Below are 26,609 nucleotides of genomic sequence, written 5' to 3'. Positions count from 1 at the left end.
TCGGGGCGCAAGGTAGTTTATTTATCTTTTCAAACCTTACGGGAAACCGTAAAACCGTAGTTTTTTTTCTGTTAATCTTGATGCTGAAAAACGATTCCTAGAATGCATTCTGTGACAGATTAATAGATTAAGTTTTTTACATTTGTGAAAGAATTAAAAAAAAAGAAATAAATGTTATACTCAAAAATAGAAGGCGAAGGAAAACCATTTATCATCATGCACGGGTTTCTTGGAATGTCTGATAACTGGAAAACCTTGGCCGGACAATATGTCGAAGCCGGATTTCAGGTTCATATTCTCGATTTAAGAAACCACGGACGCAGTTTTCATTCAGATGAATGGAGCTACGAAGCGATGGTTCAGGATGTTTTTGAATATTGTCAAACAAATCAACTTTCTAAGATTGATATTTTAGGACATTCGATGGGCGGAAAAGTAGCAATGCTTTTTGCGGTAACACATCCTCAAATTGTAGATAAATTGATTGTGGCAGATATTGGACCGAAATTCTATAAACAGCACCATCAGGATATTTTGGCAGGACTAAATGCAGTAGATTTTTCGGTAAAGCCGAGCCGTAATGATGTAGAAGAAATCGTATCTCAATATGTTTCTGATTTTGGAACGCGTCAGTTTCTTTTGAAAAATTTATATTGGCAAGAACCAGGGCAGTTGGCTTTTAGATTTTATCTCGACGCTTTTAATAATAATCTCGATGCAATCGGAAAACCTTTGGCAGATGGATTGGTTTTTGATAAACCGACTTTGTTTATTCGCGGTGGGAATTCAGGTTACATTTTAGATTCAGATATTGATCAGATTTTGGAACATTTTCCAGATTTAAAACTCGAAACGATTCCAAATGCAGGGCATTGGCTTCATGCCGAAAATCCGAAACTGTTTTTTGAAATAACCAGCAACTTTTTGAAAGCATAAATCGTGTTCAATCCGAAAAACTGATTAATGAGCGATCATAGTATAGCAATCGTACCAAGGAAATCATCTTACGAAAATAATGTAGCCAAGGCTCAGGAAATTTTAGATTGGTTGATTTCAAAAGATATTGTAAAACCAGTACTTTCAGATTGTATAATGTCTGAAAATAATGGTTATGCTGTTTCTGAAGGTGCAAAAGACGTAACCGATTTTCCGGAATCGCTTCCTTTTTATCTAACGGTAAACGGACTCGAAATCATTACCAATAGAGAAGTGTTTCATACAGGCGAAACAGGAATGCAGACTTGTATTTGTCCAAGTTGCGGTAACGATTTAGCGCAAGAAGAATGGATGTTTATTGAGTATTGGTTTTGTCACGAAACCGATTTGTCGCCTTGTCTGTTTTGCGATGCTACTGTCGCTATTCATGAAATGGAAATTCAGCCAGCTTGGGGATTTAGCAATTTAGGTTTTAAGTTTTGGAATTGGCCCGATTTTAAACCTGATTTTATTGATGAGTTTAAGATTGCATTAGATTGCGAAGTAGTGGTTGTAAACCAGCATATTTAAAATAAACAGTATTTCACTCACTAAAATTTTAGTACTTTTATTAAAAATTTAAATTAGAAAAATATGAAAATAATACTTAGACTTTTGGTAACAGCAGCTTTAGTGCTTTTAATTGCCAATTTCTTAAAAGGTGTTCATGTCGCAAGTTTCGGGACGGCTGTAATTGTGGCAGTAGTTTTAGGTTTGCTAAATCTTTTTATAAAACCTATTTTAGTTGTGTTGACATTGCCTGTTACCGTAATCACGCTGGGCTTGTTTTTATTAGTAATAAATGCTATAATGATTGTTTTATGTACTAAAATCGTTGGAGGTTTTGCGGTCGATTCGTTCCTTACGGCTTTAATTTTTAGTATTATCCTCTCTTTATCGCAGTCCATTACTTATAAAATATTAGGAGACGACAAATAAATAAAATGATAAGTGTTCTAAAAACGCTTCAAATACAATAGATTAAAAACTTGGTTGGGTTGCAAAAATTTTATAATTTTGCAACCCAATTTTATTATGTAAATTAAAGAAGAAGATGGATATTAAAAGAGTAGCAATAGACGCTGTTAACGAGACAATTGTGATGAACGTTGTTCATATGGATTATAAAGGTCAAGTAGCAAAAAGAATTAACGAAAAAATGCCTTTAGCGCAAGTAAAAGGATTTAGAAAAGGCGCTGTGCCTAAAGATCTTGTTGAAAAACAATACGGAAAAGCTATTAAGCAAGAAGAAATCAAAAAAGTAGTTGATTTGGCTTTAGAGCGTTATATTCAATCTGAAAGATTAAATCTTTTAGGAACTCCTCTTGCTAAAGTAAACGAAGATTTTAACTGGGATGCTGAAGAATTAACTTTTGAATACGAAATTGGTTTAGTGCCAAACTTCGAAATTGATCTTGAGGCTAAAAATAATATCGTAAAATATATCGTTACTGCAGACGATAAATTAATCGACGGACAAGTAGAGCGTATCCAAAAACAATTTGGAAAAGCAATTCCACAAGAAGTATCAGATGCAAAATCTGACCTAACTGGAACTTTCTCAAGCGAAGCAAACGGAATCAACAATACAACTACAATTTCTGTTGATGCATTCAGCAAAAAAGCTCAAAAACAATTCACAGGTAAAAAAGTTGGAGATGTTGTTACTGTAAGCACAAAAGGTTTATTTGAAGACGACCACCAGTTAATGGATTACTTAAAAGTTGGTCACGAAGGTGTTCATGGTTTAGATGTTGAAGTAAACTTTACAATCGAAGCTATCAACGGTTCTGAGCCAGCTGAATTGAACCAAGAATTATTTGATAGACTTTTTGGTGAAGGAAAAGTAGCTTCTCTTGAAGATTTGAAAGCTAAAATTAAAGAAGATGCTGAAGCGCAATTTGCACAGCAAGCAGACCAAAAATTATTGTTAGATGTTCAGGATTTCTTAATCGAAAACACAAAATTTGATTTACCAGCTGAGTTCTTGAAAAAATGGTTGCAAACTGTTGGAGAGAAAAAATTAACTGCTGAAGAAGCTGAAGTTGAATACGCAAGATCTGAAAAAGGTTTACGTTTCCAATTGATTGAAGGAAAAGCAATGGCGCAAAGTAATATCCAAATTACTTTTGATGACTTGAAAGAGTTTACGTCAAACGCAATCAGACAGCAAATGGCTCAATTCGGACAAACAAATCCAACTGACGAAGAAGTTCAAGGAATTGTAGCGAGAGTTCTTTCTAACCAAGATGAGGTAAAAAGACTTTCTGAGCAAGTTGTAGCTGCGAAATTGTTAGATATCTTCAAAGAGAAAGCAAATCCAACAACTAAAGAAGTTACTTACGAAGAATTTATTGCCGCTTCTTACGGAGAATAATTTCTGAAAAATAATTATATTTGAGCGTCGGCAGTTTCTGTCGACGCTTTTTGTTTTCAGGTTGTTTTTGTTTCAAGTTTCAGGTTTCACGTTGTCTGTAAAACTTGAAACAAAAACAACCTGAAACCTGAAACAAAAAAATAGGACAAATTGACATCCTTTAGAAAGAGGTACAACCTTTGATGAAAGAAAATAATATAAACGTAAAACTTAGAACACTTAAATATGAACTACGGTAAAGAATTCAAAAAATTTGCTACAAAGCACCAGGGAGTAAACGCAATGTATTATGATAAAATCATTGCAGCAATGACCCCAACCAACTTAACTCCAAACATTATCGAAGAGCGTCAGCTGAATGTTTCTATTCTGGACGTATTCTCAAGATTAATGATGGACAGAATCATTTTCCTAGGAACAGGAATTGACGACCAGATTGCCAATGTTGTTCAGGCACAGTTATTATTCTTAGAAAGTGCTGATGCATCAAAAGATATTCAGATCTACTTAAACTCTCCAGGAGGAAGTGTTTATGCCGGTTTGGGAATTTATGATACCATGCAGTACATCAAGCCAGACGTAGCTACAATCTGTACCGGAATGGCGGCTTCTATGGGAGCAGTCCTATTATGTGCAGGTGCAGCAGGAAAACGTTCTGCATTACCTCACTCAAGAGTTATGATCCACCAGCCGTCTGGAGGAGCTCAGGGAGTTGCAACAGATATGGAAATCAACTTACGTGAAATGCTGAAATTGAAAGATGAATTGTACAACATTATTTCACAGCATTCAGGACAATCATTTGAAAGAGTTCATAAAGACAGTGAGCGTGACTACTGGATGAAAGCTGACGAAGCCAAAGAGTACGGAATGATTGATGAAGTTTTGAGAAGAAGCTAAACATTAGTTTCAGGTTTCAAGTTTTAAGTTGCTTTGGCTAACTTGAAACCTGAAACTTTAAACTTTAAACAAAAAATATCAAGCTGTAAGGAGTTAAGTTTTAAAGTTTTAATTAAAAAGCTTAGAAACTTAGTATCTTTGCAGCTTAGAAACTTAAATAAAGAATGGCAAAAGTAGTATTAGAATGTTCGTTTTGTGGAAGAAAGAAGCCAGAAACTAATTTATTGATTGCCGGAATCAATGCACATATTTGTGATAAGTGTATTGAACAGGCACACGGAATTGTACTAGAAGAGTTAAAATCAAGCGGAAGCGCAAAACTTGTTGGGGACTTAATTTTAAAGAAACCAAAAGAAATCAGAGCTTTCTTAGATCAATATGTTATTGGTCAGGATCAGACAAAAAAAGTAATGTCGGTTGCGGTTTACAATCACTACAAACGTTTAATGCAACAGCAATTGGACGATGAAGTTGAGATTGAAAAGAGCAACATCATTATGGTTGGACAAACAGGAACAGGAAAAACATTGGTTGCAAAAACAATCGCAAAAATGCTAGACGTTCCTTTGGCTATTGTTGATGCGACAGTATTAACAGAAGCCGGTTATGTTGGAGAAGATGTTGAAAGTATCTTGACTCGTCTTTTGCAAGCTGCAGATTATGATGTAACCAAAGCAGAAAGAGGAATCGTATTTATTGATGAGATTGATAAAATCGCACGTAAAAGCGATAATCCGTCAATAACGCGTGACGTTTCTGGTGAAGGTGTACAACAGGCATTATTAAAATTGCTGGAAGGAACTGTTGTAAACGTACCACCAAAAGGAGGACGTAAACATCCAGACCAGAAATTTGTTGAGGTAAATACCCAAAATATCCTATTTATTGCAGGAGGTGCTTTTGATGGTGTAGAACGTATTATTTCTAAACGTTTAAACCGTCAGGCAGTTGGTTATTCAACTTCTAAAAATGCAGACAATATCGACAAAGACAATTTATTGCAATATATCATTCCGAAGGACATTAAAGATTTTGGATTGATTCCAGAAATTATTGGTCGTTTGCCAGTTTTAACGCATATGGATCCTTTAGATAAGGAAACACTTCGTGCCATTTTAACACAGCCTAAAAATGCTTTGGTAAAACAATACCAAAAATTATTTTTAATGGATGATGTTGAATTCAATATTACCGACGAAGCTTTAGATTTTATTGTAGACAAAGCTTTGGAATATAAACTTGGCGCACGTGGATTACGTTCGTTATGCGAAGCAATCTTAACAGATGCCATGTATGAACTTCCAAGCTCAAGCGATACAACACTTGTAATCGATAAAGAATATGCAGAGCATACTTTGAGCAAAAATTTATTGAAGCGTATGGAAATCGCTTCTTAAAATCTATATTTCACTTTGTCAAAGTTCAAAACTTTGACAAGTTTACTTTTAAAAACCTGTTCATTAGATTGAACAGGTTTTTTATTGTGATAAAATTTAACTTACAATTTCTTTGTATTAAATGGTAATTTGTATTAAAAAGCTTATATATTTGGTTTTGATAAACTAAATAACCATTAAATGAACCGAATTACAAATTATCTAATGGGGGCTTTTCTGTCGCTTTTTTCGCTATCTTGTACAAATGATACATACAATGAAAATCTACAAAGTAAAAGCTCAGATAAATTAAAGCAAGAATTGCAGCTTGATGAATTTACCAATATCAATATTGCCGAAAATGTAGAAATAGATTGGAAAAAAGCAACCGAGACACAGAAAGATAATTTTAAAATTTTTGAAGTTCCAGCAGCTGAAAAAAGTGCCAGTACACTGGAATCCAATTTTCTTGAAAAATATTTAAACTATCAGATTGTTGCGATTGAATCAGATACGATGTCTTATTCCTATTTTATCGAAGTATATACACATAAAGGAAGTAATGTTTATCCTGAAACGATAACAAAGTTGCGTGATTTTTCGGGAGTTTTAAATGTATATCTTTTAAATGGCGAGAATCTAGGAACAATTGCTGTATATAACGGAAAAGCAAGAAATGTTTCTGAAAATGACAACCTAGATGTTTTGATACAGAGCATTAATGCTTTTAGTTCTAAATCTGATAGAACAGGCAAAATGCCTCAATGCGGCGGAAATTATACTGTAATTGTTGATCAAACTATTAGTCGTTATGATGTTTGGACAGTTGGAGATAAAATAATAGCAATTAATTATATTGGTACCACGACAACTAGGACATCTACTGTTTTGCCATACCCTTGTGATGGTCAGTATGATAAAAATGATATGTTGAATCAAAGACTAGAATTATATAATTTTAAAAATAGCTCAGGAATTGGAAAACTTACTACAATATTTTTGGATCCTTCTTTTTTGAAAAATGCTTGCGTATCAGGAGTGTATACAAAACTTGGAGGCTCTCTTGTTTTTCAAGAGTATCTTAAAAGATTTGATGGTGATTTTTCAATAGCTAATTTAACATTGACTGTAGCAAAAATCCCCGAAGCGCCAAATGCAAGTGCAGTGACTTATCAACCTGTAAATGGTTTAATTGAGATTAGGTTTAGTCCTGAAAAATTAAATACTCCTCCATTAAACATAGCTAAAAATTTAGCTCATGAAATTTTACATGCAGCAATGTTCGAAAAGCTTTTGAAACTTTCTGGAACGAAGGAGGTTCCATGGTCTGAAGAATTTATTGAAAGTATTCGTAATGACGAACCTAAAATAGCAGAATATTACACAAGATATTGGTATGACATTCCTGTTGGAGGCTCAATTTCTGACCCTCAACATGAATATATGGCACAACTTTCGATAAATACAATTAAGGATATTCTTAAGCAGTATGATAATACACAATCTGAAGATGTTTATACTGCTATCGCTTGGTGGGGGTTAATGGGAGTAGGAGAGCCAAATGGTATTACAGGATTACCTCCGCGCCCTACTGTTGCATGGGCAAACATTTCCCAAGCGGAACGTTTGCGATTAGTAAATATTTACACGAATTTTATTAAAAATAACTCACGATGTCAAAATTAATAAAAGTTATTGCATTCATTTTTGTTTTTAATTTATCTTTTTCGCAAGAAAAGAATAAAAAATTAAACAACTTCACTACAATATTTATTAGTCTGAATGATAAAGCAATAGAAAAGTATTCTATTAGTAAAGATACAACTTCAGCAAGTTTTAGTATTTATTACAAAAAATACATGTCTAAAAAAGAAAGAGATAAAGCTATTAAGGAATACAATAAGAAGATAGAAAATAGAAAAACAAGTACTGATGACCCATCAAGTGTTTTTTTGCCAGATTTTTCAGTTTCATTTATCGCATTTTTGTCTAATCCTGTAACTAAACCCGAAAAATTAAAATCAATAAAAGATTTGGACTATTTAACAATTGCCGAATTTCAAGATCATAATTATGTTTCAACACCAATGGTATATATAATTCATAAACAAAAAGACGGAACATATCTGAGATGGGAAACAATTGTGCCTGAAAAATTGTAGGGATGTATTTTCAAATTCTTGTTATTTAAAATGTAAATACACATCAAGATACTCATAAAAACAATTTTTGTTTTTTATCTCTAAATTGTTTCAGTTTATCATTTTCTCAGGCAGTAAAAAAACAAAATGATATGGTAGTTCTTTTAGATTTAAAGAACAAAGCAATTTCAAGATAGTATTTATTTTGTACGAAATCCTATTTATATCATTCATAAATTAAAAGATGGGAGTTATTTAAAATGGAAAACAAACATTCTGGATATTGTTGATTGATTTTTGTCAAAGTTCAAAACTTTGACAAAGTTTACTTTTAAAAACCTGTTCATTAGTTTGAATAGGTTTTTTTGAAATGACTGTATTAAACTTCTAAAAACAATAATCTGTAGATATTTTCTTTATATTCGTTTTTAAAAAATGGATTATGAGAAAAACGAAATTGCTGTTGTTTATGTTGCTGTTTTCTGCGACGACGATTTTCAGTCAGGAAAAAACGATTGTAATAAAAGATTTTCTGAAAGCAGTTTTTACTGAAAACAAACCAGCAAAGTTCATCGCAGATCAGTATATTTATTTTGAGCAGGTTAAAGATGCTAAAGTTTCTAATAAGGAACGGATGAAATTCTTTGAAGCGCTTTTAGCAGATTTTAAAAAAGAAAATAGTAAATCATTAACAAAATTTGATTTCCAAATTGTAAGTTATCCTGATTTTAAAGAGGAGAAGATTAGATTTTTGCACGAACCTGCAGATGCGTATGTCATTACTCATAACAGCAATCCTATTTTTTATGTTTGCTTAAAAGAAAACAAAATATTTTCATTCACCTATATTTTAAAAGGAGAATGGGCATTTTTTCTAACGTATTAAACAAAAGTTTTTCCCGAGTCACAACATGAAAGTCATTACAGTTTTATTTGCTCTAATCAGTTTTTGGTCTTGCACAAAGACAGAGAAGAAATTATCACTCTTAAAAAATGAAAATACTTCGAATAGTATTGCAATTGCAGATGAAGAAGAAAACAAAGAGATAAACTACAATTTGTATTTTAAAGAAGCTTTGGAATACACTAAAAAAAGGAATTACAATCAGAATTTGTTTTTTCTGATTGATTTAGGAAAACATTCAGGACTCAAAAGATTTTTTGTTTACGATTTCAAGAAAAGTAAAATTGTAAAAGCGTATACAGTGAGTCACGGTTGTGGTGATTCTGATTGGAGCGGTACCGCAACCAAAGAAAATGCGAAAATAAGCAATGAGCCTGATTCGCATTGTTCTTCTCTTGGAAAATATCTGATTTCGACTCGAGGTGTCAGTCAATGGGGAATAAAAGTTAATTATCTGCTTTTAGGTAAAGACAAAACAAATTCAAATGCTCTAAATCGTGCCATTGTGCTGCATTCTTGGGATGCGATTCAGAATGACGAGGTTTTTCCAGAAGGAACTCCAGAAGGCTGGGGTTGTCCAGCTGTTTCTAATGAAAGTATGAAAGAAATCGATGAACTTTTGAAAACGAATAAAAAAGTTTTAATGTGGATTATTAAGTCCTGATTTTTTCGAACTTATGAAAATAGAACTTTCTAATTAGTCCTGGTCGAAACGGCATCCTTTTGCTTTGGGGTTCAGAGCAAAAGATATAGTGGAGAGCAGGACCAAAGGTTCTTTTGAAAACGAATCGATTTGCTCCTAAAAATTACTGTACCCTAAATTTTTCTCTATATTCAATAGGTTTCATACCAACCATTTTATAAAACACTTTTCGGAAAGCTTTGGGGTCAGTATATCCTGTTTTTTCGATGATTTCTGAAATTGAAAGCTGGGTTTGTTCCAAATATCTCTTTGAACTTTCAACTCTTACATTTTGCAGGTATTCAATTGGCGGAATTCCCGTAACTTGTTTAAAACGGCGTGTCATGTTTCGGGCACTGGTGGGAATGTCTTTTGTGATTTCTTCGAGCTTTTCGATACTGTGATACTGGTTTTCTATTTTTTGTTGTAATTGGGCCACCAAAGCGTCATTATGAAGATGATTTGGTCTGAAAGTACTGAAATAACTCTGTTTGTAACGATTCAGGTCGATTGAAAAAATTTTGGCAATCTGAACAGCAATTTCGTTTCCGCAGAATTTCTGAACCAAAAGAATTAATAAATGAAACGTAGAAGTCGAACCGCCACTGGTATATAAGCTCCCGTCTGCCGTAAGGGTTTCTTCGGGCTTTAGCTTTACCATCGGAAAAGCTTTTGTAAATGCGCTGCAGGCATCGACATGGGTTGTAGCCAGTTTTTCGTTTAATAATCCCGAAGCGGCAAACAAAAATGCTCCCGTACAAAAACTCGCCAATTCTGCTCCAGCTTTGTGCTGTTTTTGAAGCCATGGAATAAAGTGGCGATTTCTTGCAATCATTTCGCTCATATTATCGGTTGTAAAAGCCGGAATCAAGATGAGGTCTAAATCCGTTGAATTCTCTATAGGATTAATTTTATGTCCAAAAAAATCTTTTTCAGCTATTTGTTCTGCCGACTGAAAAAGCATTATTTCAAATGGCTTTTGAGATTCTTTACTCAATTTATTTGCAGTTTCAAAAACTTCTAAAATTGCCGCGATACTCAGCAATTTATAATCGTACGGCACTATCAATCCTACTTTTCTGCTCATGATATTTTGGTTTTTTGGAAATCAACTTCTTTACAAAAATAAATATTTTGTCTTAAATGACCCTAAAAATGACTTTTATTGGTATTTTAAACTAATCTTAAAAAATTAAATTTGTTTTAATTAATTCGTAATTTTATAAAGATGAAAACAAAAATCTTCTTAAATCTTGCTGTAAAAGATTTAAACAAGGCAGTAAATTTTTATAATGAACTTGGTTTTTCGACCAATCCAAAATTCACAAATGAAAAGGGAGCTTGTCTAGTTATTGACGATAATATATTTGTAATGCTTTTGGTAGAAGAGTTTTATCAAACTTTTACCAAGAAGAAAATTTGTGATGCAGCTACAACCAGTGAAGTTCTTATTTCGATTTCTCTAGATTCGCGTGAACAAGTAGATGCAATGATAGAAAAAGCAATTAAAGCTGGAGGAATAGATTATATCGAAGCAAAAGATTATGGTTGGATGTACCAAAGAACTTTTTTAGATGTTGACGGGCATCACTGGGAGGTGTTTTTTATGGATGAAAGCCAAATTCCGACAATGTAATGATGATTACAGTAAAAACGTTCATTGATGTTCCAAAAGAAAAAGCATGGGAATTCTGGACTTTACCGGAACACATTGTTAAATGGAATCATCCTTCTGAAGACTGGCATACTGTTGCGGTTGAAAATGATTTAAGAATAGGAGGCAAGTTTAAATATGTCATGAAAACAAAAGACGAAAGCCAAGGTTTTGATTTTGAAGGTGTTTATACCGATGTCAAGATTTTTTCGTTAATTGAATATAAGCTCTCTGATAATAGGACAGGAAGCATTCATTTTAATGAAAATAATGATTCTGTAATGCTCATCGAAATGTTTGAACCTGAGGGAGCAATTCCAGAAAACATACAGAGACAGTGGTGTCAGGCGGTAATTGATAATTTTAAAAGTTATGTCGAAGCAGATGAGAACAATTAACTAAATAATTTTAAAAGCACTAGAAATGATCACAATAAAAACGACAGTTAACGCATCAATTGAAAAGGTTTGGGAATTTTGGAATAAACCAGAACATATTACAAAATGGGCATTTGCCTCTCCAGAATGGCATTCGCCTCGCGCAGAAAATGATTTAAGAGAAGGAGGTAAATTCTCAACGACTATGGCAGCAAAAGACGGCAGCATGAGTTTTGATTTTGTAGGCGAATATACTTTGGTTAAAGAAAATCAAGCCATAAATTATACGATGGGAGACGGAAGAAAAGTCGAAATCAGTTTTAAAGAAACTCCAAAAGGTGTTGAAATAACTGAAAATTTTGATCCAGAATCAGAAAATCCAGAAGATATGCAGCGTGGTGGCTGGCAGGCTATTTTGGATAATTTTAAAGCTTACGCTGAAGCTAACTAGGTTTCGAAGGTACAAAGTTGCAAAGCTACAGAGAGACAAAGTGACAAAGGAATTAACTTATATTACTTATATGGTTTAAAAAAAGAAGAAAAATAATTATCTAACCCACAAAAAAAAACAAAAACGATGACAAAGCAAATATGGTTAAATCTTCCTGTAAAGGATGTAGCAAAAGCGAAAGATTTTTTTTGGAAAATTGGATTTTCGTTTAACGAACAGCATGATACTCCAAGTTCTACTTGTATGGTTGTAGGCGAAAGCAATTTTGTAGTAATGCTTTTTGAAGAAATGTTATTTTCCAGTTTTTCTCAGAACGGACTTACAGATACCAAGGCCGGATCAGAAATTCTGATTTCGATTGATGCAGAGAGCAGAGAAGAAGTAGACGAATTAGCTGAAAAAGTAATAGAAGCAGGTGGAACCGTTTTTTCGCCTCCAGCCGAGAGCCAAGACTGGATGTACGGATGTGGTTTTGCAGATTTAGATGGTCATCGATGGAATGTTTTGTATATGGATTTTAGCAAATTACCAAATTGATATGGAAACACTTAAATTTAATAGCAGCATTAAGGCATCGAGAGAAAAAATCTGGGATGTCTTATGGAACGATGAATCGTACCGAAAATGGACTAGCGCTTTCTGCGAAGGAAGTTATGCTGAATCGAATTGGAACGAAGGCGATAAGATTTATTTTTTAGGACCAAGCGGAGCAGGAATGAATAGTATGATTGAGACCAAAATTCTAAATGATTATATGGCTTTTAAACATCTTGGCGAAGTTAAAGATTTTAAAGAAGTGCCTCCCAACGAAGAAACGGAAAAATGGAGCGGTGCAATGGAAACGTATCGATTGACTCAGAAAGGAGATGAAGTGGAGCTTGAAGTAGCGGTTGACGTAATCGAAAAACACATCGATTATTTTAAGGAAGCTTTTCCAAAAGGATTAGAAGTAGTAAAAGAACTTTCAGAAAAATAAATTTTGACAACAAACAAAAAACAGAAACAACCATGGCAGCAATAAATCCATATTTATTATTTAACGGAACTTGTGAAGAAGCATTTTTATTTTATAAATCCGTTTTTGGAGGAGAATTTCCATACATAGGAAAATTTAAAGACGCTCCAGCAGAAGAGGGAGATTCGCCTCTTTCTGAAGAAGATGCAAACAGAGTGATGCATGTGTGTTTGCCAATTGGAGAAACTACCTTAATGGGAAGCGACAGTCACCCGAAATATGGCGATGTAACTTTTGGAAGCAACTTTTCAATATCCATCAATACGGAAAGCACCGAAGAAGCAGACCGTATTTTTAACGGACTTTCTGCGGGAGGAAGAGTAGAAATGCCAATGAATAAAACTTTTTGGGGCGCTTATTTTGGAATGTTCCAAGATAAATTTGGTGTAAACTGGATGGTGAATTTTGATGAAAAAGAGCCAAATAAATAAGCAAAAAGTTACGTTATTTTAATAGTAGAACAGAATTGTTAAATTACTTGAAAAAGCACATGAAAATGTGCTTTTTCTTTTCAAAAAAACAAAGATTATTCTTTTTTATCAACCGAAGATTGCCGATTTTTGTCGCTTCAAAACCAAGACTATAAAATGGCAGCAGAAGATAAAGAAATTATTTTATTAAAAGTTTCAGGACACGATAAAATAGGGGTTACAGCAGGCTTAACAGCAGTATTGGCGGCTTACGATGCAAATATTTTAGATATAGGCCAGGCCGATATTCACGACACGCTTTCTTTAGGAATCTTATTCGAAATTGCTGCTGGCTCAAGTTCAGCACCAGTTCTAAAAGATTTATTGTTTAAGGCTTATGAACTTGAGATCAAAGTAAAATTTATTCCGATTTCTATAGATGATTACGAAAAATGGGTCAAATCACAATCCAAACAACGTTATATCATCAATATTTTGGGAGAAAAACTGGCTGCTTCACAATTAGCGGCAGTAACAAAAATAATGTCAGACCAAAACCTAAATATTGATTCTATCGTAAGGTTGACTGGCCGTACTTCTATTGTAGAAAAAGAAGAATATCCGCGTTCTTGTATTCAGTTGTCTGTAACTGGAGAAATTGTAAATAAGATTATCATGACCGCCAGTTTTATGGAAATTTCCAGAACACTCAATGTCGATATTTCTTTCCAAGAAGACAATATTTACAGAAGAAACCGCCGTTTAGTTTGTTTCGATATGGATTCTACATTAATACAAACTGAAGTTATTGATGAACTTGCAGAACTAAACGGAGTAGGAGATCAAGTAAGAGCAATTACAGAATCGGCTATGAACGGTGAAATTGATTTTAACGAAAGTTTTAAAAAGCGTATGGCATTGCTCGAAGGTTTGAGCGAAGAAGTATTGCAAGATGTAGCCAAGAGGCTTCCAATTACTAAAGGAGCGCATCGTTTAATGAAAGCGCTAAAGTATTACGGTTATAAAACTGCAATTCTTTCAGGAGGATTTACTTATTTCGGAGAATATCTTCAAAAAGAATTGGGAATCGATTATGTTCATGCGAATCAATTAGAAATTAAAGACGGAAAACTAACCGGAAAATATATTGGCGATATTGTAGACGGCCAGAAAAAAGCCGAACATCTAAAAGCAATTGCCGAAAAAGAAGGAATTCATATCAATCAAACCATAGCAGTTGGCGACGGAGCAAACGATTTGCCAATGCTAAATTTAGCTGGTTTAGGAATCGCTTTCCACGCCAAACCAAAAGTAAAAGAAAGCGCTTCGACATCCATTTCAAGTTTAGGTCTTGACGGTGTTTTATATCTTTTAGGATACCACGATAGGTATATTGATATGATGTAAAATTCGATTTTTGTTATTTCTACCGAAGGGAGAAATGACAAACGAAAGTAATAAAAAACGAAAACCTCAGTCCTTTTAAATAAAGAGCTGAGGTTTTTTATATGGGCATGTCCCTCCGGGCCGGACTATCCGTTGCAATCTTTTGTGGTGAACCCCACCACAAAAGGATTTCCACTCCTATCCCTCATGCGGGTTTAGTGGAATTATCGTTTTTAAAGTAAAAAAGATTTAAGGAAATTGCCTCCTGCTTTAGCTGGAGGAATAAAGAGATGATGCTGGAAATGGCTTTAGCCAAAGTTGCCACACTGTAAAATTTGGCTAAAGCCCATAAATAGGTGACATTCTTTTAACCACTAACTAAAGTTAGTGGCAATTCAATAAGGAGTTTTATGTTTTAATAATTTAGGATTGCTGTTCTCTCGATTCCAATTCCTTTTTAATTTCCTTTAGAGTATTCATATTCAAAATAAAAACAGGAAGCAATGCAATCGGAATAACATTAGAAGCGCTAAAGCCTTTGTTGGCAATAAGAAAGATGTTGAGGCCGAATAAAAGAAGTAAAATAACACCAAATAAATAGGTCACCATTTTTAATGATTTCTGCGTTTTGACTAGTTCTTCGTTAGTCATTTCGTTAAACTTCTTTTTCATTTGTATAATTTATTAAAAAAATTAAATGCTTATTTGTAATGAGTGACTTTTAGAACTTTTGAATCCCGAGCATCAATTATGATTAAAAAACCACCTCCAACCATTCCTATAGGCAGCGTTCCGTTAATTACCCAATAATTGTCAATTAAATAAGCTTCGTAAGGTTTTTGGTCTTTAATATGAGATTCTCCATAAATTTCGAAAAGAATAGGCTCTGCAACTTCGATTGCAGTATTCTTATTTTTTATTGTTAACTCTTTTCCGTCAACGATATTCTGTTTAATAGAGCTTTCATTAAGGGCATCTTTTAATTCCCTTTCTGCAACTTCTCTTCCTAATTTTAAATGCGTGATTTCAGAACAGTTGTTAAACATTATGATCAAAAGAATTAGGATTAAAACTTTGCGATAATGTCTTTTTTTAGACACAATTTTATAAATCAAAATAACAGGAATATAATTAACGCATTTCCTTCAATTGTTCCAAATAATCTCTTTGATTAGAAAGTCTCGGAATCTTATGTTGTCCACCCAATTTGTTACGTTCCTTTAGCCAATCATAAAAAAGGTTTTCTCTCGCGACATTAATTACCAAAGGATTCAGCGTCATATTGTTGTAACGTTTGGCCTCGTAATCAGAATTTAGGGTCTGTAGCGTTTCGTCTAAAACTTTTTGGAAAAGGCCAACATCAGCCGGTTTTTTCTTGAATTCTATCATCCATTCATGGGCACCTTTCTCTTTGTCCTGCATAAAAATTGGCGCAACCGTATAATCAATCACTTCTGTTTGTGTAATCTGGCAGGCTTTTGCAATTGCCTGATCGGTATTTTCGACCATTAATTCTTCGCCAAAAACATTAATGTGATGTTTGGTTCGTCCGGTAACTCTTATTCGATAAGGATTTAGCGAAGTAAAACGCACCGTATCACCAATCAAATAACGCCATAATCCTGAATTGGTCGTGATTACAATGGCATAATTTTTATGCAATTCAACATCGGCAAGACGAATAACTTTTTGATTTGGAGTGCCGAAAGTTTCCATTGCAATAAATTCATAGAAAATTCCATAATCCAACATTAATAATAAATCGCTCGAATTGTTAAGGTCCTGAATGGCAAAAAAGCCTTCGGATGCATTATAAATTTCGTAATATTTGAAATCGTTACTCGGAAGTATCTTTTTGTACTGATCTCGATAAGGCGAAAAACTTACACCGCCGTGAAAGTAAACTTCGAGATTTGGCCAAAGTTCGAGTAGGCTTTGTTTTCCTGTATTTTCTAAAACTTTATTCATTAAAACCAGCATCCACGAAGGAACTCCTGCAAAACTGGTTACATTTTCGTTTTTTGTTTCATTGATAATCGCCGCAATTTTGGTCTCCCATTCGCTCATTAATGAGGTTTTGCTGCTTGGAGTACTGCTGAATTCAGCCCAGATTGGCATGTTTTCAATCAGAATTGCCGACAAATCACCAAAGAAAGTATTGTTGTTTTCATATATCTGAGAACTTCCGCCTAAGCGAAGACTTTTTCCCAAGAACAATTCAGAATCTTCGTTATTATTCAAATACAAACAAAGCAAGTCTTTACTGCCTTTATAATGGCAATCTTCAAGCGCCTCGTTGCTTACTGGGATAAATTTGCTTTTCGCGTTTGTAGTACCGCTCGATTTTGCAAACCATTTTATTGGCGCTTCCCAAAACACACCTTGTTCGCCTTGACGTGTTCGTTCAATCAAAGGCTGCAATTCTTCGTAAGTGGCAATCGGAACTCTTTCGGCAAAAGTCTGGTACGAATTTATGGTTGAAAATTCATATTGCCTGCCTATAACCGTATTCTCTGATGCTGTCAATAAGTTGTGCAGTAATTCTTCCTGAACTTCATTCGGATATTTTAGAAAAAGTTCTATCTGGTGTATCCTTTGTTTAAGGACCCATGAAGCAAACGAATTGATTATGGATAAAGGCATGAATATAGTTGAATTTTAAATTATTATTTTGAGATTTTTATGCCTTAACATAAAAACTGGATATTTTAAATTTGAATATAAATAGACAAATAGTAACTTTGCCGTTGTATCAAAAATAATGTTTTTTGTAAAAAAAAACACCCTGTTTAAGCGAAAAGATTTTACGTAATTTCAATTTTAAATTTCGAAAATTTGAAACTGAAAAGTGCTGTTTAAACCTTAATTCATAAACCTAAAACCTTAATTTTAAAATGACATATCAAGGTGTTCTTGCCAAAATGCAGACCGAATTTGGAGATCCGATTCAATATTATCTGGTTTTTGAAGATAGTTTTCTAAATGTAAACCAGCTATTGAATAAAGAAATTGAAATCAATTTTACAGGTTACCAATGCCTAAACTGCGGTAAGAAGAAAAAAATATTCAGACAAGGATTTTGTTACGATTGTTTTTACTCAAGTCCTGCAGTAGGCGATTGGATTATGAGGCCCGAATTAAGTACAGCGCATTTAGGAATTGCCGATCGTGATCTCGATTATGAAAGCAAGGTGCAATTACAACCTCATGTCGTTTATCTGGCAGTCGCGACAGAAGTTAAAGTAGGAGTTACACGAAAAACCCAGATTCCGACACGTTGGATAGATCAGGGAGCAACGCAAGCAATAGCATTGGTAGAAGTTCCAAACCGTTATTTAGCAGGAATTACTGAGGTTGCATTGAAAAATCACTATACAGATAAAACCAATTGGCGTAAAATGCTTTCGTATAATGGCGAATCTTGTGATTTGATTGTGGAGAAATCAAAAATAGAAGACCTGCTTCCTGCTGAGGTTAAGGAATACTTTTTCAGTGAAAAAAATGATGTTTATGAAATGAAATATCCGGTTCTAAATTATCCAGCTAAAGTTGCCAGTCTGAATCTCGAAAAAACGCCTTCTTTTCAAGGAAAACTAGTAGGAATTAAAGGGCAATATCTAATTTTTGAAAACGGGACCGTTTTTAATGTACGCGGATCCGAAGGATATGTTGTTACTATAAATATCTAGTCAAACCACCTGTTCGTCTATTTTTAGAAGCAGTACGTCTATTGTTACAAAATTTGTGTCAGATTCATTGTATTTTAACGTCCTCTAAAAGTGAATGATGTGAATTTTGATAAATTATTTTACAATTTTGTAATGTTAGCTTATTCAAAGATTTTAATTTTAGGAAAAATTTAACTTATATTTGATCGAATTGAATCAAATAATGTTGATAAAATTTAATTTCTAAAAACAGTTTAATGAATGGCTAACTTAAAAAGAGTTAACGAGGTCAGGCGCAGTTTAATGCGAAGCCTGACCAAGAATATTGGAAATGCAAACACTCGAAAAAGCGGATTAATAGATACAAGCAAAGTTAAAAAAGTACTAATCTGTAGACCCAACGGAAGATTAGGAAACTTACTGCTTATTACGCCGCTTATTCAGGAAGTGAGCCAAACATTTCCGAACTGTACTATTGACCTGTTTGTAAAAGGAACTCTAGCTCCGATTGTTTTTGAAAAGTATGACAACATCGATAAGATTATCGATCTTCCTAAAAAGCCTTTTAAAGAATTAATAAAATATATAAAAGTCTGGACATTAATTAGAAGACAAAACTACGATTTGGTTCTTAATGTCGATCAGAATTCTTCTTCTGGAAGACTTGCCGTGAAGTTTTCGACTGCTAAATACAAATTTTTTGGCGACCTGCCCGAAAATGTTCAACTAGATTTTAACGATTACGATCATATTGCAAAATATCCTGTTTACAATTTCAGGTATTTTTTAAGTCAGTTTGGTCTTGAAGATAAAAAGGGGCCTATTGCACTTTTAGATTTAAAATTGTCTGAGGCTGAAAAAATAAATGGCAAGAAAATCTTAAACGATATTATTGACCCAAATAAAAAGACAATTGCGATTTTTACTTTTGCTACAGGCGAAAAATGCTATTGTGTTTCCTGGTGGGCTGATTTTTACACGGCATTAAAAAACGAATTTTCCGATTATAATATCTTTGAAGTGCTTCCTGTTGAAAATGTTTCACAAATCAATTTTGAAGCGCCAAGTTTTTATAGTAAAGATGTTCGCGAAATAGGCTCTGTCTTGTCAAATGTTGATGTTTTCGTCGGAGCAGACAGCGGTATAATGCATTTGGCTAGCGCTTCAAAGGCTCCAACAGCGGGATTATTTTCGGTTTCAAGTCTGAAAAAATACCAGCCTTACGGAAATGGAAGTATTGGTTTAGACACCAATGTTCTGGGCGTTCCAGATTTTATAAAAGCGATAAAATCAATTTTAGATAAAAAGAATTAGTTTCAATGTAAGGTTTCTGAAAAATAAAAAAACCTGTTCTTGTTTAGAGAACAGGTTTTTTTTATGTCAAAGCTTATGACCTTCAGAAAATTAATTCTTTTTCTTAAAAAGACCATTTATCAAGTCGCTTGCTTTTTTAGTCGCTTCTTGGGTTTTTTGCTCCTTTTCTGTTTTTGCTGCTTGAGTAGTATCTTTTGCTTTCGTGTTTTTATTAATTAAATCAGTTAGAGCCGCAGCACCTTTTTGCGTTAGTTTTTCTTTTTGCTGGTTTACCAATTGTGTTGTTAAACTTGAAACAGCAGTTTTCATGTCTGTACTAATTTTAGGATTAGAGAAATTACCCGTAAGCAAAGCGTTAATCGGAATATTTTCCAGTTTTGCTGCATCTGCTGGTGATAATTTAGCAATTAAGTTATTAGCCTCAGTTCCTAAATATTTTGCAGGAACATCAAATTTGATAGTGTAATTCATTGTTTGGTCAAAACCATGCGTTCCGCCTACAGTTGCTTTAATGTCCTGATATTTGATGTCGAATGGTTTTACATTTACTTTTCCGTTATCAAAGCTTAATGCCATTTTTAAATCATTTAAGTTCAGTTTGCTTAAATCTAAGAATTTAACATTTGAACTTAGGGAACTCAAAAGTGTAGAGTTTTGAGCATTTACGGTTGTAGATAACAATTGTCCTAACAAATCTCCAGAAATCGATTTTAAGTCAGGGGTTAATTCTTTTGCATCCAGATTACCGTTTAATTTAATGGTTGAATTTAGTTTTCCGTTGATGATTCCTGCAATCGGAGCCATTTTTTTCATCATATCCAACTGTGTAAACGTTTGTGAAATATCTACTTGATTAAAACCTAGGTTCATATCAAAAGTCGGTACTTTTTCTTTAGTAGAAACGGTACCTGTCAAGCCAATAGTTCCTCCGAAAATTGAAGTTTTAAAGTTTTCTAATGTTGCTTTTTCGTCCTTTATTAATAATTTTCCAGAAACATCTTTAAGTTTTAAATTGTCATACAAAACAGTTGTAGCTTTTGCATTTAAAGTACAATTTAAAAATGCTGGAATTTTCATGGCTTCAGCTGGTTTTGCTGGCGTATTTGTTTCTGTTTTAGCAGGTTCTCCCGAAGTCATAAAATCATCAATAGCCAATTGATTCGAGCTCATGTTGAAGTTTCCTTTCAATTCTTGTTTTTTAAACATAAAGCCATAGAAATTCTCCAAAACTCCGTTTATGCTGATATCACTTTTTCCTGTTGTAGCATCAAATTGTTTTAAATTGATTTTACTAGGATTGAATTCAACCAAAGCAGTACTGATGTTCATCGATTTGTTGTTTTCATCGGTATATTTAAAGCCTGATAAACTTATTGTTCCTGCATTTTTGATGTTTTGATATTGGCTGTTTTCCACAGAAGCCATATCAAAGTTGGTTGTAACATCTGCTTTTAAAATACCAGCCAAAGGTTTGTCTAATTTAACTGGATAAGCTTTTGAAAGATTAGCCAGATTGATTGTTCCTTTCAATGCTGCGTCAACAATTGGGTTAACAGTAATGTTTTTGATATTCGCTTTAGCGCTAAAAACATCCTGATCGATTCTAAATGAAAGTTTATCTAAATTCACGTAAGTGTCATTCAGAATTCCGGTTTCATTGATGATTTTAGTATCAATCACAATATTCTGAACCGATTTTGGAAGGTTAGGATATTGGAAAGAAGAATTGTTTGAGGCAATTTCGATTTTAAACGTCGGAACCGTCGTGTCTGTCAGTTGTCCTTTAGCAAAACCATTTACAGTAAAATCTCCTGTGGTTTTTACGCCTTCTAAACTTGAAGCATAAGCTGATGGAATCAGGCCAAGGAAGTTGGTAAACGATGAAGTGGGCGTTTTAAATTTCAAATCATAGATTTGGCCAGCTTCAACCATTTGTATAAAACCGTCAAACTCTAATGGAAGCTGGTTTATTAAAGCTTTATTTTCTTTAAACGTATATTTGCTTTTTTCTAAATCAATCCCTAAAACGGCATCAAGAGTAAGTTTGATGTTTTTCATATAATTGATTTTATCCATGTCCAGCGAAATTTTTGCAGTAGATTTTGTAGTCAAATCTAGTTTAGAATTGGTAAAATCTCCTGTTCCTTCATGGTTTAAGCTGTCAATAACCATTTTGATTTTAGAGCCCTGGTCAATATATCTAAAGGTAAAATTCTCAATTTTATAATTTTGAATTTTCAAAGCAAGAGGTTTACTTTCTTCATTACTCTTGTCTTCTTCTTTTTTATCTTTTAAAGCAATATCAAAGTTTCCAACACCGTCTTTGTTGAAAATAATATTGATTAATCCGTTTGTAGAACTTATTCCTTGAATGTTTAAAGGCTCGTCTTTACCTTTAAAAAGTTCTTTTATGCTCATTTTTAAATTCAATTCCCCAAGAGAAACCAAAGTGTCTCCTTCAAAAGGTGCTTTGTTGATGATTACAAGTTTGTCAATTCCAACGGTTGCATTTGGAAAATTTTTAAACAAACTTAAATCAGCGTCATTAAAACTAACTTTTGCATCGACGCTTTCGTTGATGGCTTCGGTAATTTTCGCTTTAATCTGATCCTTAAAGAAATACGGAATGGCAAATAATGCAGCAATAAACACCACAAGGACAATGGCGGTTATTTTTAAAATTTTCTTTGACATATAAATAGATTTGTGGGTTTAACTTAAAATCGACTCCTGCAAAAGTAGTTTTTTTTACTTCAGGTTGAAGATAAATTTTTCTTAAATATGTAAGAATTTTACTTATTTTGTAAAATAAAAAAAATCCGTTCAAAATATTTTAAACGGATTTAATAATGGTTTTATTTTAAAAGTTTATTTCTGAATAAAAGAAACAATCTTATTTACTAATGTTTCAGATATAGGAAGTGTTTCATTATTGTAACTTTCCATATTGGCTTGCTGGTCGCCTTCAATAATTTTCATGATATGATTCATCTTGTCAATAACAAGCAGTTCTGAGTTTTTATTGGCATGAGAAAGATTTTCGGCATCTTTTACGGTTACCTGTAAATCTTTATTTCCCTGTAAAATCAATATCGGTACGGTCAGTTTTTTTATTTCTGTCTGTGGATCATATTTGAACCAAGAAATCAGGTAAGGCTGAATGCTTGGCCTGAAAAGTGAATTGAGCATCGGATCTACTTTTTTTACTTTGAATCCGTTTTTTAAACTATCAATAATCGGAAAAGTCATATCTTCAAGCGGTTTCATCGATTTCGATGCAATCTGCGTTTTAATGGTTTTGTCAGCAGATTCTCCTGCTCCCGCAATCGAAATAAATTTGTCCGCTTTTGCACCCGAAATCATTCCGATCAGTGAACCTTCGCTGTGACCAATTATAATTAATTTTGAAAAACGTTTGTCTTGTTTCAAAAAATTAATCCAGCTTTTTACGTCTTCGGTATAATTTTCAAAAACCAAAACATCTTCAGAAATCGCAGAAGCTTTACTTTCTCCAATTCCTCTCTTGTCAAAACGCAATGATGCAATTCCGTTTTTTGCCAAAGCTTCAGCCAGCATTTTTAGAGAATTGTTTTTCATCATCGGATTATTGCCATTGCGGTCTGTTGGACCAGATCCGGCAATAATCAATGCAACAGGATATTTTTTAGTCAAATCAGGAGTGGTCAGAGTTCCGTACAGTTGATCAACATTGATTTTCAAAGTTACCGGCGATTCCTTAAAAGTAATCTCTTTTTTTTCTTGTGCATTTAATACACTCAAAAAAAGCGCGGTAAGAAAAAGAATTATTTTGTTCATATCTAATCCTGATTAATAAATTGTAATTTGAAAAGGAAGCACTGCCTGAACACCTTTTTGTTTTTGGAATTTCTTAACCTGCTCGATTAGCTGGTAATTCTCTTCACCGATTTCTTCTTTAATAAAAGCTTCTTTTGATTTTGCGAAAGGCATATTAGCAAAAAGCTCGTTGAATTTTTTCTCGTATTCAGGATAATTTTGAGTGCTGTATTTTTTGATTTTTGCAATTCGCGCCGCTTCCGCAATTGCATCATTAAGACCGCCAATTTTATCAACCAATCCTAATTTCAAAGCTTCTGTTCCAGACCAAACTCTTCCTTGCGCAATAGCATCTACTTGTTCAAAAGTCATTTTTCGCCCTTCAGCTACATGAGTTACAAAGGTGTTGTAGATTTTTTCTACTCCTTCTAAAGTAAAAGCTTTAAATTTCTCGTCAACTGGCACAAACGGACTATAATTTGCTGCGTTTTCGTGTGTTTTAACTTGTTCAGAATTAATTCCTAATTTGTTTGCCAAAGTTGTAAAGTTTGGTAACATTCCGAAAACACCTATCGAACCCGTAATCGTATTGCTTTCTGCAAATATCTTGTCGGCATTGCAGGCAATATAATAACCACCCGAAGCTGCGTAATTACCCATAGAAACTACAACAGGTTTTACCTTTTTGGTAATTTCAATTTCTCTCCAGATTAAATCAGAAGTTAAGGCGCTTCCCCCCGGGCTGTCAATTCTTAAAACGATTGCTTTTACATCATCATTTTTTCTGGCTTCCTGCAGCGAACGACGCATTGATCCTTCTCCAATAACGTTTACATCGCCTTCTCCGCTGGCAATTTCGCCTTGAGCGTAAATAATGGCAATCTGGTCGCTTGTTGTGTTAGCCAATGCTGTTGTTGCATTGTTTTGAGTATAATCTAAAATCGAGATTTTGTTATAATCTTCGTCGGCATCAACTTTTAGAGCTTTTCGGATTGCGTTGTGGTAAACATCTTCATAAGCCACGATATCAACTAGATTCTGCGCTTTTGCCATTTCAGGAGTTCTAGCCAATAAACCGTCCGCAATTTGGTTTAGTTTATCAAGAGGAATATTTCTGCTTTTTGAAATATCGCTTGAAACTGTCGACCAGATTGAGTTCAAAAGCGCTGTAATTTGTTCTCTGTTGGCATCGCTCATTTTATTTTCCAGAAAAGGCTCAACGGCACTTTTGTATTTCCCATGGCGAATTACTTCCATATGAATGCCTGATTTTTCCTGAAAGTCTTTGAAAAACATGATTTCAGACGAAAGCCCCTTAAAATCTAAATCTCCTGCCGGATTAATGTAAATTTTATTGGCTACAGAAGTCAAATAGTATTCTTTTTGAGAATAGGTGTTAGAATATGCCCAAACAAATTTTCCTGATTTTTTGAAGCTTTCCAAAGCGTTTCTCAAATCTTTGTATTGCGCAAGTCCAAGAGACGATTCATCATTTAAAATGGAAATCCCCTTGATTTTTTCATCTGTTTTCGCTGCTTCAATCGCATTGATTACGTCTGTTAGACCGACTCCTTTTTTATCGGAGAAAACAGTAACCCAAGGATCTTTATATTTTCCTGCGTAATCATTGTTGATTTGTTTGAGATTTAATTCGATAACCGAATCAGATTTAACAGAGACTTTGTCATCTCCGCCGAAAATGGCGCCAATAAGAATCACTCCAAAAAAGGAGAGCATCATAAAGACAAAAATACCGATTACAGTGGCAAGTACATTTCCTAAAAATTTCATAAGTATCTTTTTTTTAAATAAGTAGCTAAAATGGCTGGTTTGTTACAAATATAATTGAAATAAGATTGAATTTTTACATGACGATTATGAAATATTAGGGTAATTTTTGATTTTGAATCTAAAACAAAATAGAGGCATTTATAGCTTTAATGGCTGATGAAGGATATAAGTTGTGTTGTTTGAAGAGGATAACTTTTATTAAAACTAATCAAAAGATTTCTAAATAGTTTTAGTTAATTTGCATTAATTATGAAGTCACAGCATCAAGTCGTTTTATCAATAGGCAGTAATCAGGGAAACAGACAGGAAAACATCCAAAAATGTATTGATTTAATTCATGAAGAGGTAGGGACAGTTGTTAAGGTTTCCAAACTTTATGAAACTCCAGCATGGGGTTTTGAGAGTGATGCTTTTTACAATTGCGCCCTTTTGATGCATACCAGTTTAGCGGCTCATAAAGTGCTTAATCTTGTTTTGAAAGTTGAGAAACAGCTTGGCAGAATTCGTTCTAATCAAGAAGGGTATCAATCGCGAATTATCGATGTCGATTTGATAGTTTTTGATGATGAAATTATCGAAACTGAAAAACTTCAAATTCCGCATCCGCTGATGCAGGATCGTAATTTTGTATTGTTACCGATGCAAGATTTGAAATTAGACTGGCGTCATCCGGTTTTACACAAGTCAGTTTCAGAATTAATAGTGGTTTCACCAGATGAAAGTGTTTGTACGGCAGTCGAGGATTTGAAAAATCCTTTGAAAGGAATTCCGTTAGATCAATTCAATTATATTGCTTTTGAAGGAAATATTGGTGCTGGAAAAACAACTTTAGTCAATAAAATCGCAGAAGATTTTAATGCGAAAACGGTTTTAGAACGATTTGCTGATAATCCGTTTTTACCTAAATTTTATAAAGACCAAAGCAGATACGCTTTTCCGCTCGAAATGTCTTTTCTTGCTGATCGCTATCAGCAGTTGTCTGATGATTTGGCGCAGTTTGACTTGTTCAAAGATTTTATCGTTGCCGATTACCATATTTTTAAATCTTTAATTTTTGCCAAAATTACCTTAGCAGAAGATGAATATCGTTTGTATCGTAATTTATTCGATATCATTTATAAAGAAATGCCAAAACCGGATTTGTATATTTATTTGTATCAAAATACCGATCGTCTGCTCCAAAACATCAAAAAAAGAGGAAGGAATTACGAACAGAATATAGAATCAGAATATCTAGATAAAATCAACATTGGTTACTTAGAATATATAAAATCTCAAACCGATTTGAATGTTCTCATAATCGATGTTTCTAATCGCGATTTCGTAAAAAATCACGAAGATTATATTTATATCTTAAATGAAATAAAGAATAAAATTAGATAATTAGTCAATT

Annotated in this window: 27 protein-coding genes; 20 read left to right on the top strand and 7 right to left on the bottom strand. The window is 33.7% G+C overall.

Features of this window, described 5'->3' with window-relative positions:
* Positions 1–171: 171 nt before the first annotated feature.
* The 10 genes from ACFFLS_RS11180 (at position 172) to ACFFLS_RS11135 (ending at position 9,337) form a co-directional block, all read left to right on the top strand.
* Positions 172–936 (top strand): alpha/beta fold hydrolase, encoded by a 765-nt coding sequence (locus tag ACFFLS_RS11180; RefSeq protein ID WP_379684847.1) that lies wholly within the window; start codon positions 172–174, stop codon positions 934–936.
* 27 nt (positions 937–963) lie between these two features.
* Complete coding sequence (locus ACFFLS_RS11175; RefSeq protein WP_379684848.1) at positions 964–1,506, top strand: hypothetical protein; 543 nt, start codon at positions 964–966, stop codon at positions 1,504–1,506.
* Between the two features lie 63 nt (positions 1,507–1,569).
* Complete coding sequence (locus ACFFLS_RS11170) at positions 1,570–1,914, top strand: phage holin family protein (protein ID WP_379684849.1); 345 nt, start codon at positions 1,570–1,572, stop codon at positions 1,912–1,914.
* 115 nt (positions 1,915–2,029) lie between these two features.
* Positions 2,030–3,352, top strand: coding sequence for a trigger factor (locus ACFFLS_RS11165; protein WP_379684850.1), 1,323 nt, complete (start codon positions 2,030–2,032; stop codon positions 3,350–3,352).
* Between the two features lie 225 nt (positions 3,353–3,577).
* A complete protein-coding gene (gene clpP, locus ACFFLS_RS11160) occupies positions 3,578–4,252 on the top strand; it encodes an ATP-dependent Clp endopeptidase proteolytic subunit ClpP (RefSeq protein ID WP_379684851.1) in 675 nt (224 codons plus the stop codon).
* 164 nt (positions 4,253–4,416) lie between these two features.
* Positions 4,417–5,649: an ATP-dependent Clp protease ATP-binding subunit ClpX gene (gene clpX / locus ACFFLS_RS11155; RefSeq protein WP_379684852.1), complete on the top strand. Its 1,233-nt coding sequence runs from the start codon at positions 4,417–4,419 to the stop codon at positions 5,647–5,649.
* Between the two features lie 180 nt (positions 5,650–5,829).
* The gene (locus ACFFLS_RS11150) at positions 5,830–7,314 is read left to right on the top strand and encodes a hypothetical protein (RefSeq protein WP_379689369.1); all 1,485 of its coding nucleotides are present in this window, start codon (positions 5,830–5,832) and stop codon (positions 7,312–7,314) included.
* Positions 7,302–7,790 carry a hypothetical protein gene (locus tag ACFFLS_RS11145; protein WP_379684854.1) on the top strand — a complete coding sequence of 163 codons (489 nt, stop codon included), beginning with the start codon at positions 7,302–7,304 and terminating at the stop codon, positions 7,788–7,790. Before ACFFLS_RS11150 ends, ACFFLS_RS11145 begins: the two co-directional genes overlap by 13 nt.
* A gap of 421 nt (positions 7,791–8,211) precedes the next feature.
* Complete coding sequence (locus tag ACFFLS_RS11140; RefSeq protein WP_379684855.1) at positions 8,212–8,655, top strand: hypothetical protein; 444 nt, start codon at positions 8,212–8,214, stop codon at positions 8,653–8,655.
* A gap of 25 nt (positions 8,656–8,680) precedes the next feature.
* On the top strand, positions 8,681–9,337 hold the full coding sequence (locus ACFFLS_RS11135; protein WP_379684856.1) for a murein L,D-transpeptidase catalytic domain-containing protein: 657 nt from the start codon (positions 8,681–8,683) through the stop codon (positions 9,335–9,337).
* Between the two features lie 142 nt (positions 9,338–9,479).
* Here ACFFLS_RS11135 and ACFFLS_RS11130 read toward each other — a convergent pair whose 3' ends face one another.
* Positions 9,480–10,442 carry a GlxA family transcriptional regulator gene (locus ACFFLS_RS11130; protein WP_379684857.1) on the bottom strand — a complete coding sequence of 321 codons (963 nt, stop codon included), beginning with the start codon at positions 10,440–10,442 and terminating at the stop codon, positions 9,480–9,482.
* 141 nt (positions 10,443–10,583) lie between these two features.
* Here ACFFLS_RS11130 and ACFFLS_RS11125 point away from each other — a divergent pair, with 141 nt between their 5' ends.
* The 7 genes from ACFFLS_RS11125 (at position 10,584) to serB (ending at position 14,669) form a co-directional block, all read left to right on the top strand.
* The gene (locus tag ACFFLS_RS11125) at positions 10,584–10,991 is read left to right on the top strand and encodes a VOC family protein (RefSeq protein WP_379684858.1); all 408 of its coding nucleotides are present in this window, start codon (positions 10,584–10,586) and stop codon (positions 10,989–10,991) included.
* Positions 10,991–11,407 carry an SRPBCC domain-containing protein gene (locus ACFFLS_RS11120; RefSeq protein ID WP_379684859.1) on the top strand — a complete coding sequence of 139 codons (417 nt, stop codon included), beginning with the start codon at positions 10,991–10,993 and terminating at the stop codon, positions 11,405–11,407. Before ACFFLS_RS11125 ends, ACFFLS_RS11120 begins: the two co-directional genes overlap by 1 nt.
* 25 nt (positions 11,408–11,432) lie before the next feature.
* Complete coding sequence (locus ACFFLS_RS11115; RefSeq protein ID WP_379684860.1) at positions 11,433–11,837, top strand: SRPBCC family protein; 405 nt, start codon at positions 11,433–11,435, stop codon at positions 11,835–11,837.
* 126 nt (positions 11,838–11,963) lie between these two features.
* Positions 11,964–12,374 carry a VOC family protein gene (locus ACFFLS_RS11110; protein WP_379684861.1) on the top strand — a complete coding sequence of 137 codons (411 nt, stop codon included), beginning with the start codon at positions 11,964–11,966 and terminating at the stop codon, positions 12,372–12,374.
* A gap of 1 nt (position 12,375) precedes the next feature.
* On the top strand, positions 12,376–12,813 hold the full coding sequence (locus tag ACFFLS_RS11105) for an SRPBCC family protein (RefSeq protein WP_379684862.1): 438 nt from the start codon (positions 12,376–12,378) through the stop codon (positions 12,811–12,813).
* Between the two features lie 32 nt (positions 12,814–12,845).
* The gene (locus tag ACFFLS_RS11100; protein WP_379684863.1) at positions 12,846–13,283 is read left to right on the top strand and encodes a VOC family protein; all 438 of its coding nucleotides are present in this window, start codon (positions 12,846–12,848) and stop codon (positions 13,281–13,283) included.
* 156 nt (positions 13,284–13,439) lie between these two features.
* Positions 13,440–14,669 (top strand): phosphoserine phosphatase SerB, encoded by a 1,230-nt coding sequence (serB, locus tag ACFFLS_RS11095; protein WP_379684864.1) that lies wholly within the window; start codon positions 13,440–13,442, stop codon positions 14,667–14,669.
* Between the two features lie 402 nt (positions 14,670–15,071).
* Here serB and ACFFLS_RS11090 read toward each other — a convergent pair whose 3' ends face one another.
* The 3 genes from ACFFLS_RS11090 to ACFFLS_RS11080 form a co-directional block, all read right to left on the bottom strand.
* A complete protein-coding gene (locus ACFFLS_RS11090) occupies positions 15,072–15,320 on the bottom strand; it encodes a redox-active disulfide protein 2 (RefSeq protein WP_379684866.1) in 249 nt (82 codons plus the stop codon).
* A 29-nt stretch (positions 15,321–15,349) separates the two neighbouring features.
* Positions 15,350–15,694, bottom strand: a complete 345-nt coding sequence (locus ACFFLS_RS11085) for a YbbC/YhhH family protein (protein WP_379684867.1) — start codon at positions 15,692–15,694, stop codon at positions 15,350–15,352.
* Between the two features lie 85 nt (positions 15,695–15,779).
* Complete coding sequence (locus ACFFLS_RS11080; protein WP_379684869.1) at positions 15,780–17,291, bottom strand: GH3 auxin-responsive promoter family protein; 1,512 nt, start codon at positions 17,289–17,291, stop codon at positions 15,780–15,782.
* 251 nt (positions 17,292–17,542) lie between these two features.
* Here ACFFLS_RS11080 and ACFFLS_RS11075 point away from each other — a divergent pair, with 251 nt between their 5' ends.
* Positions 17,543–18,337 carry a DUF2797 domain-containing protein gene (locus ACFFLS_RS11075; RefSeq protein WP_379684870.1) on the top strand — a complete coding sequence of 265 codons (795 nt, stop codon included), beginning with the start codon at positions 17,543–17,545 and terminating at the stop codon, positions 18,335–18,337.
* Between the two features lie 240 nt (positions 18,338–18,577).
* The gene (locus tag ACFFLS_RS11070) at positions 18,578–19,630 is read left to right on the top strand and encodes a glycosyltransferase family 9 protein (RefSeq protein ID WP_379684871.1); all 1,053 of its coding nucleotides are present in this window, start codon (positions 18,578–18,580) and stop codon (positions 19,628–19,630) included.
* 90 nt (positions 19,631–19,720) lie between these two features.
* Here ACFFLS_RS11070 and ACFFLS_RS11065 read toward each other — a convergent pair whose 3' ends face one another.
* The 3 genes from ACFFLS_RS11065 to sppA all read right to left on the bottom strand — a co-directional run bounded on the left by ACFFLS_RS11065 (position 19,721) and on the right by sppA (position 25,216).
* A complete protein-coding gene (locus ACFFLS_RS11065) occupies positions 19,721–22,324 on the bottom strand; it encodes an AsmA-like C-terminal region-containing protein (protein ID WP_379684873.1) in 2,604 nt (867 codons plus the stop codon).
* A gap of 174 nt (positions 22,325–22,498) precedes the next feature.
* Positions 22,499–23,446 carry an alpha/beta hydrolase family protein gene (locus ACFFLS_RS11060; protein ID WP_379684874.1) on the bottom strand — a complete coding sequence of 316 codons (948 nt, stop codon included), beginning with the start codon at positions 23,444–23,446 and terminating at the stop codon, positions 22,499–22,501.
* Positions 23,447–23,458: 12 nt separating this feature from the next.
* Positions 23,459–25,216 (bottom strand): signal peptide peptidase SppA, encoded by a 1,758-nt coding sequence (gene sppA / locus ACFFLS_RS11055; protein WP_379684875.1) that lies wholly within the window; start codon positions 25,214–25,216, stop codon positions 23,459–23,461.
* Between the two features lie 249 nt (positions 25,217–25,465).
* On the opposite strand from sppA, the gene folK reads away from it, so the two are divergent.
* The gene (folK, locus tag ACFFLS_RS11050) at positions 25,466–26,599 is read left to right on the top strand and encodes a 2-amino-4-hydroxy-6-hydroxymethyldihydropteridine diphosphokinase (RefSeq protein WP_379684876.1); all 1,134 of its coding nucleotides are present in this window, start codon (positions 25,466–25,468) and stop codon (positions 26,597–26,599) included.
* The last annotated feature ends 10 nt before the right edge of the window (positions 26,600–26,609 follow it).

Origin of the sequence: Flavobacterium procerum, from assembly GCF_042431625.1 — a bacterium.
Classification (GTDB): Bacteria; Bacteroidota; Bacteroidia; order Flavobacteriales; family Flavobacteriaceae; genus Flavobacterium; species Flavobacterium procerum.
The sequence above is the reverse complement of the archived record's forward strand: the minus strand, read 5'-3'. Positions and strand labels throughout refer to the sequence as shown.

What these genes read in the sequence shown, in the direction of transcription:
- ACFFLS_RS11180 (WP_379684847.1), top strand. Translation starts at nt 172, where the DNA reads ATGTTATACTCAAAAATAGAAGGCGAAGGAAAACCATTTATCATCATG.
- ACFFLS_RS11175 (WP_379684848.1), top strand. Translation starts at nt 964, where the DNA reads ATGAGCGATCATAGTATAGCAATCGTACCAAGGAAATCATCTTACGAA.
- ACFFLS_RS11170 (WP_379684849.1), top strand. Translation starts at nt 1,570, where the DNA reads ATGAAAATAATACTTAGACTTTTGGTAACAGCAGCTTTAGTGCTTTTA.
- ACFFLS_RS11165 (WP_379684850.1), top strand. Translation starts at nt 2,030, where the DNA reads ATGGATATTAAAAGAGTAGCAATAGACGCTGTTAACGAGACAATTGTG.
- clpP (WP_379684851.1), top strand. Translation starts at nt 3,578, where the DNA reads ATGAACTACGGTAAAGAATTCAAAAAATTTGCTACAAAGCACCAGGGA.
- clpX (WP_379684852.1), top strand. Translation starts at nt 4,417, where the DNA reads ATGGCAAAAGTAGTATTAGAATGTTCGTTTTGTGGAAGAAAGAAGCCA.
- ACFFLS_RS11150 (WP_379689369.1), top strand. Translation starts at nt 5,830, where the DNA reads ATGAACCGAATTACAAATTATCTAATGGGGGCTTTTCTGTCGCTTTTT.
- ACFFLS_RS11145 (WP_379684854.1), top strand. Translation starts at nt 7,302, where the DNA reads ATGTCAAAATTAATAAAAGTTATTGCATTCATTTTTGTTTTTAATTTA.
- ACFFLS_RS11140 (WP_379684855.1), top strand. Translation starts at nt 8,212, where the DNA reads ATGAGAAAAACGAAATTGCTGTTGTTTATGTTGCTGTTTTCTGCGACG.
- ACFFLS_RS11135 (WP_379684856.1), top strand. Translation starts at nt 8,681, where the DNA reads ATGAAAGTCATTACAGTTTTATTTGCTCTAATCAGTTTTTGGTCTTGC.
- ACFFLS_RS11130 (WP_379684857.1), bottom strand. Translation starts at nt 10,442, where the DNA reads ATGAGCAGAAAAGTAGGATTGATAGTGCCGTACGATTATAAATTGCTG.
- ACFFLS_RS11125 (WP_379684858.1), top strand. Translation starts at nt 10,584, where the DNA reads ATGAAAACAAAAATCTTCTTAAATCTTGCTGTAAAAGATTTAAACAAG.
- ACFFLS_RS11120 (WP_379684859.1), top strand. Translation starts at nt 10,991, where the DNA reads ATGATGATTACAGTAAAAACGTTCATTGATGTTCCAAAAGAAAAAGCA.
- ACFFLS_RS11115 (WP_379684860.1), top strand. Translation starts at nt 11,433, where the DNA reads ATGATCACAATAAAAACGACAGTTAACGCATCAATTGAAAAGGTTTGG.
- ACFFLS_RS11110 (WP_379684861.1), top strand. Translation starts at nt 11,964, where the DNA reads ATGACAAAGCAAATATGGTTAAATCTTCCTGTAAAGGATGTAGCAAAA.
- ACFFLS_RS11105 (WP_379684862.1), top strand. Translation starts at nt 12,376, where the DNA reads ATGGAAACACTTAAATTTAATAGCAGCATTAAGGCATCGAGAGAAAAA.
- ACFFLS_RS11100 (WP_379684863.1), top strand. Translation starts at nt 12,846, where the DNA reads ATGGCAGCAATAAATCCATATTTATTATTTAACGGAACTTGTGAAGAA.
- serB (WP_379684864.1), top strand. Translation starts at nt 13,440, where the DNA reads ATGGCAGCAGAAGATAAAGAAATTATTTTATTAAAAGTTTCAGGACAC.
- ACFFLS_RS11090 (WP_379684866.1), bottom strand. Translation starts at nt 15,320, where the DNA reads ATGAAAAAGAAGTTTAACGAAATGACTAACGAAGAACTAGTCAAAACG.
- ACFFLS_RS11085 (WP_379684867.1), bottom strand. Translation starts at nt 15,694, where the DNA reads ATGTTTAACAACTGTTCTGAAATCACGCATTTAAAATTAGGAAGAGAA.
- ACFFLS_RS11080 (WP_379684869.1), bottom strand. Translation starts at nt 17,291, where the DNA reads ATGCCTTTATCCATAATCAATTCGTTTGCTTCATGGGTCCTTAAACAA.
- ACFFLS_RS11075 (WP_379684870.1), top strand. Translation starts at nt 17,543, where the DNA reads ATGACATATCAAGGTGTTCTTGCCAAAATGCAGACCGAATTTGGAGAT.
- ACFFLS_RS11070 (WP_379684871.1), top strand. Translation starts at nt 18,578, where the DNA reads ATGGCTAACTTAAAAAGAGTTAACGAGGTCAGGCGCAGTTTAATGCGA.
- ACFFLS_RS11065 (WP_379684873.1), bottom strand. Translation starts at nt 22,324, where the DNA reads ATGTCAAAGAAAATTTTAAAAATAACCGCCATTGTCCTTGTGGTGTTT.
- ACFFLS_RS11060 (WP_379684874.1), bottom strand. Translation starts at nt 23,446, where the DNA reads ATGAACAAAATAATTCTTTTTCTTACCGCGCTTTTTTTGAGTGTATTA.
- sppA (WP_379684875.1), bottom strand. Translation starts at nt 25,216, where the DNA reads ATGAAATTTTTAGGAAATGTACTTGCCACTGTAATCGGTATTTTTGTC.
- folK (WP_379684876.1), top strand. Translation starts at nt 25,466, where the DNA reads ATGAAGTCACAGCATCAAGTCGTTTTATCAATAGGCAGTAATCAGGGA.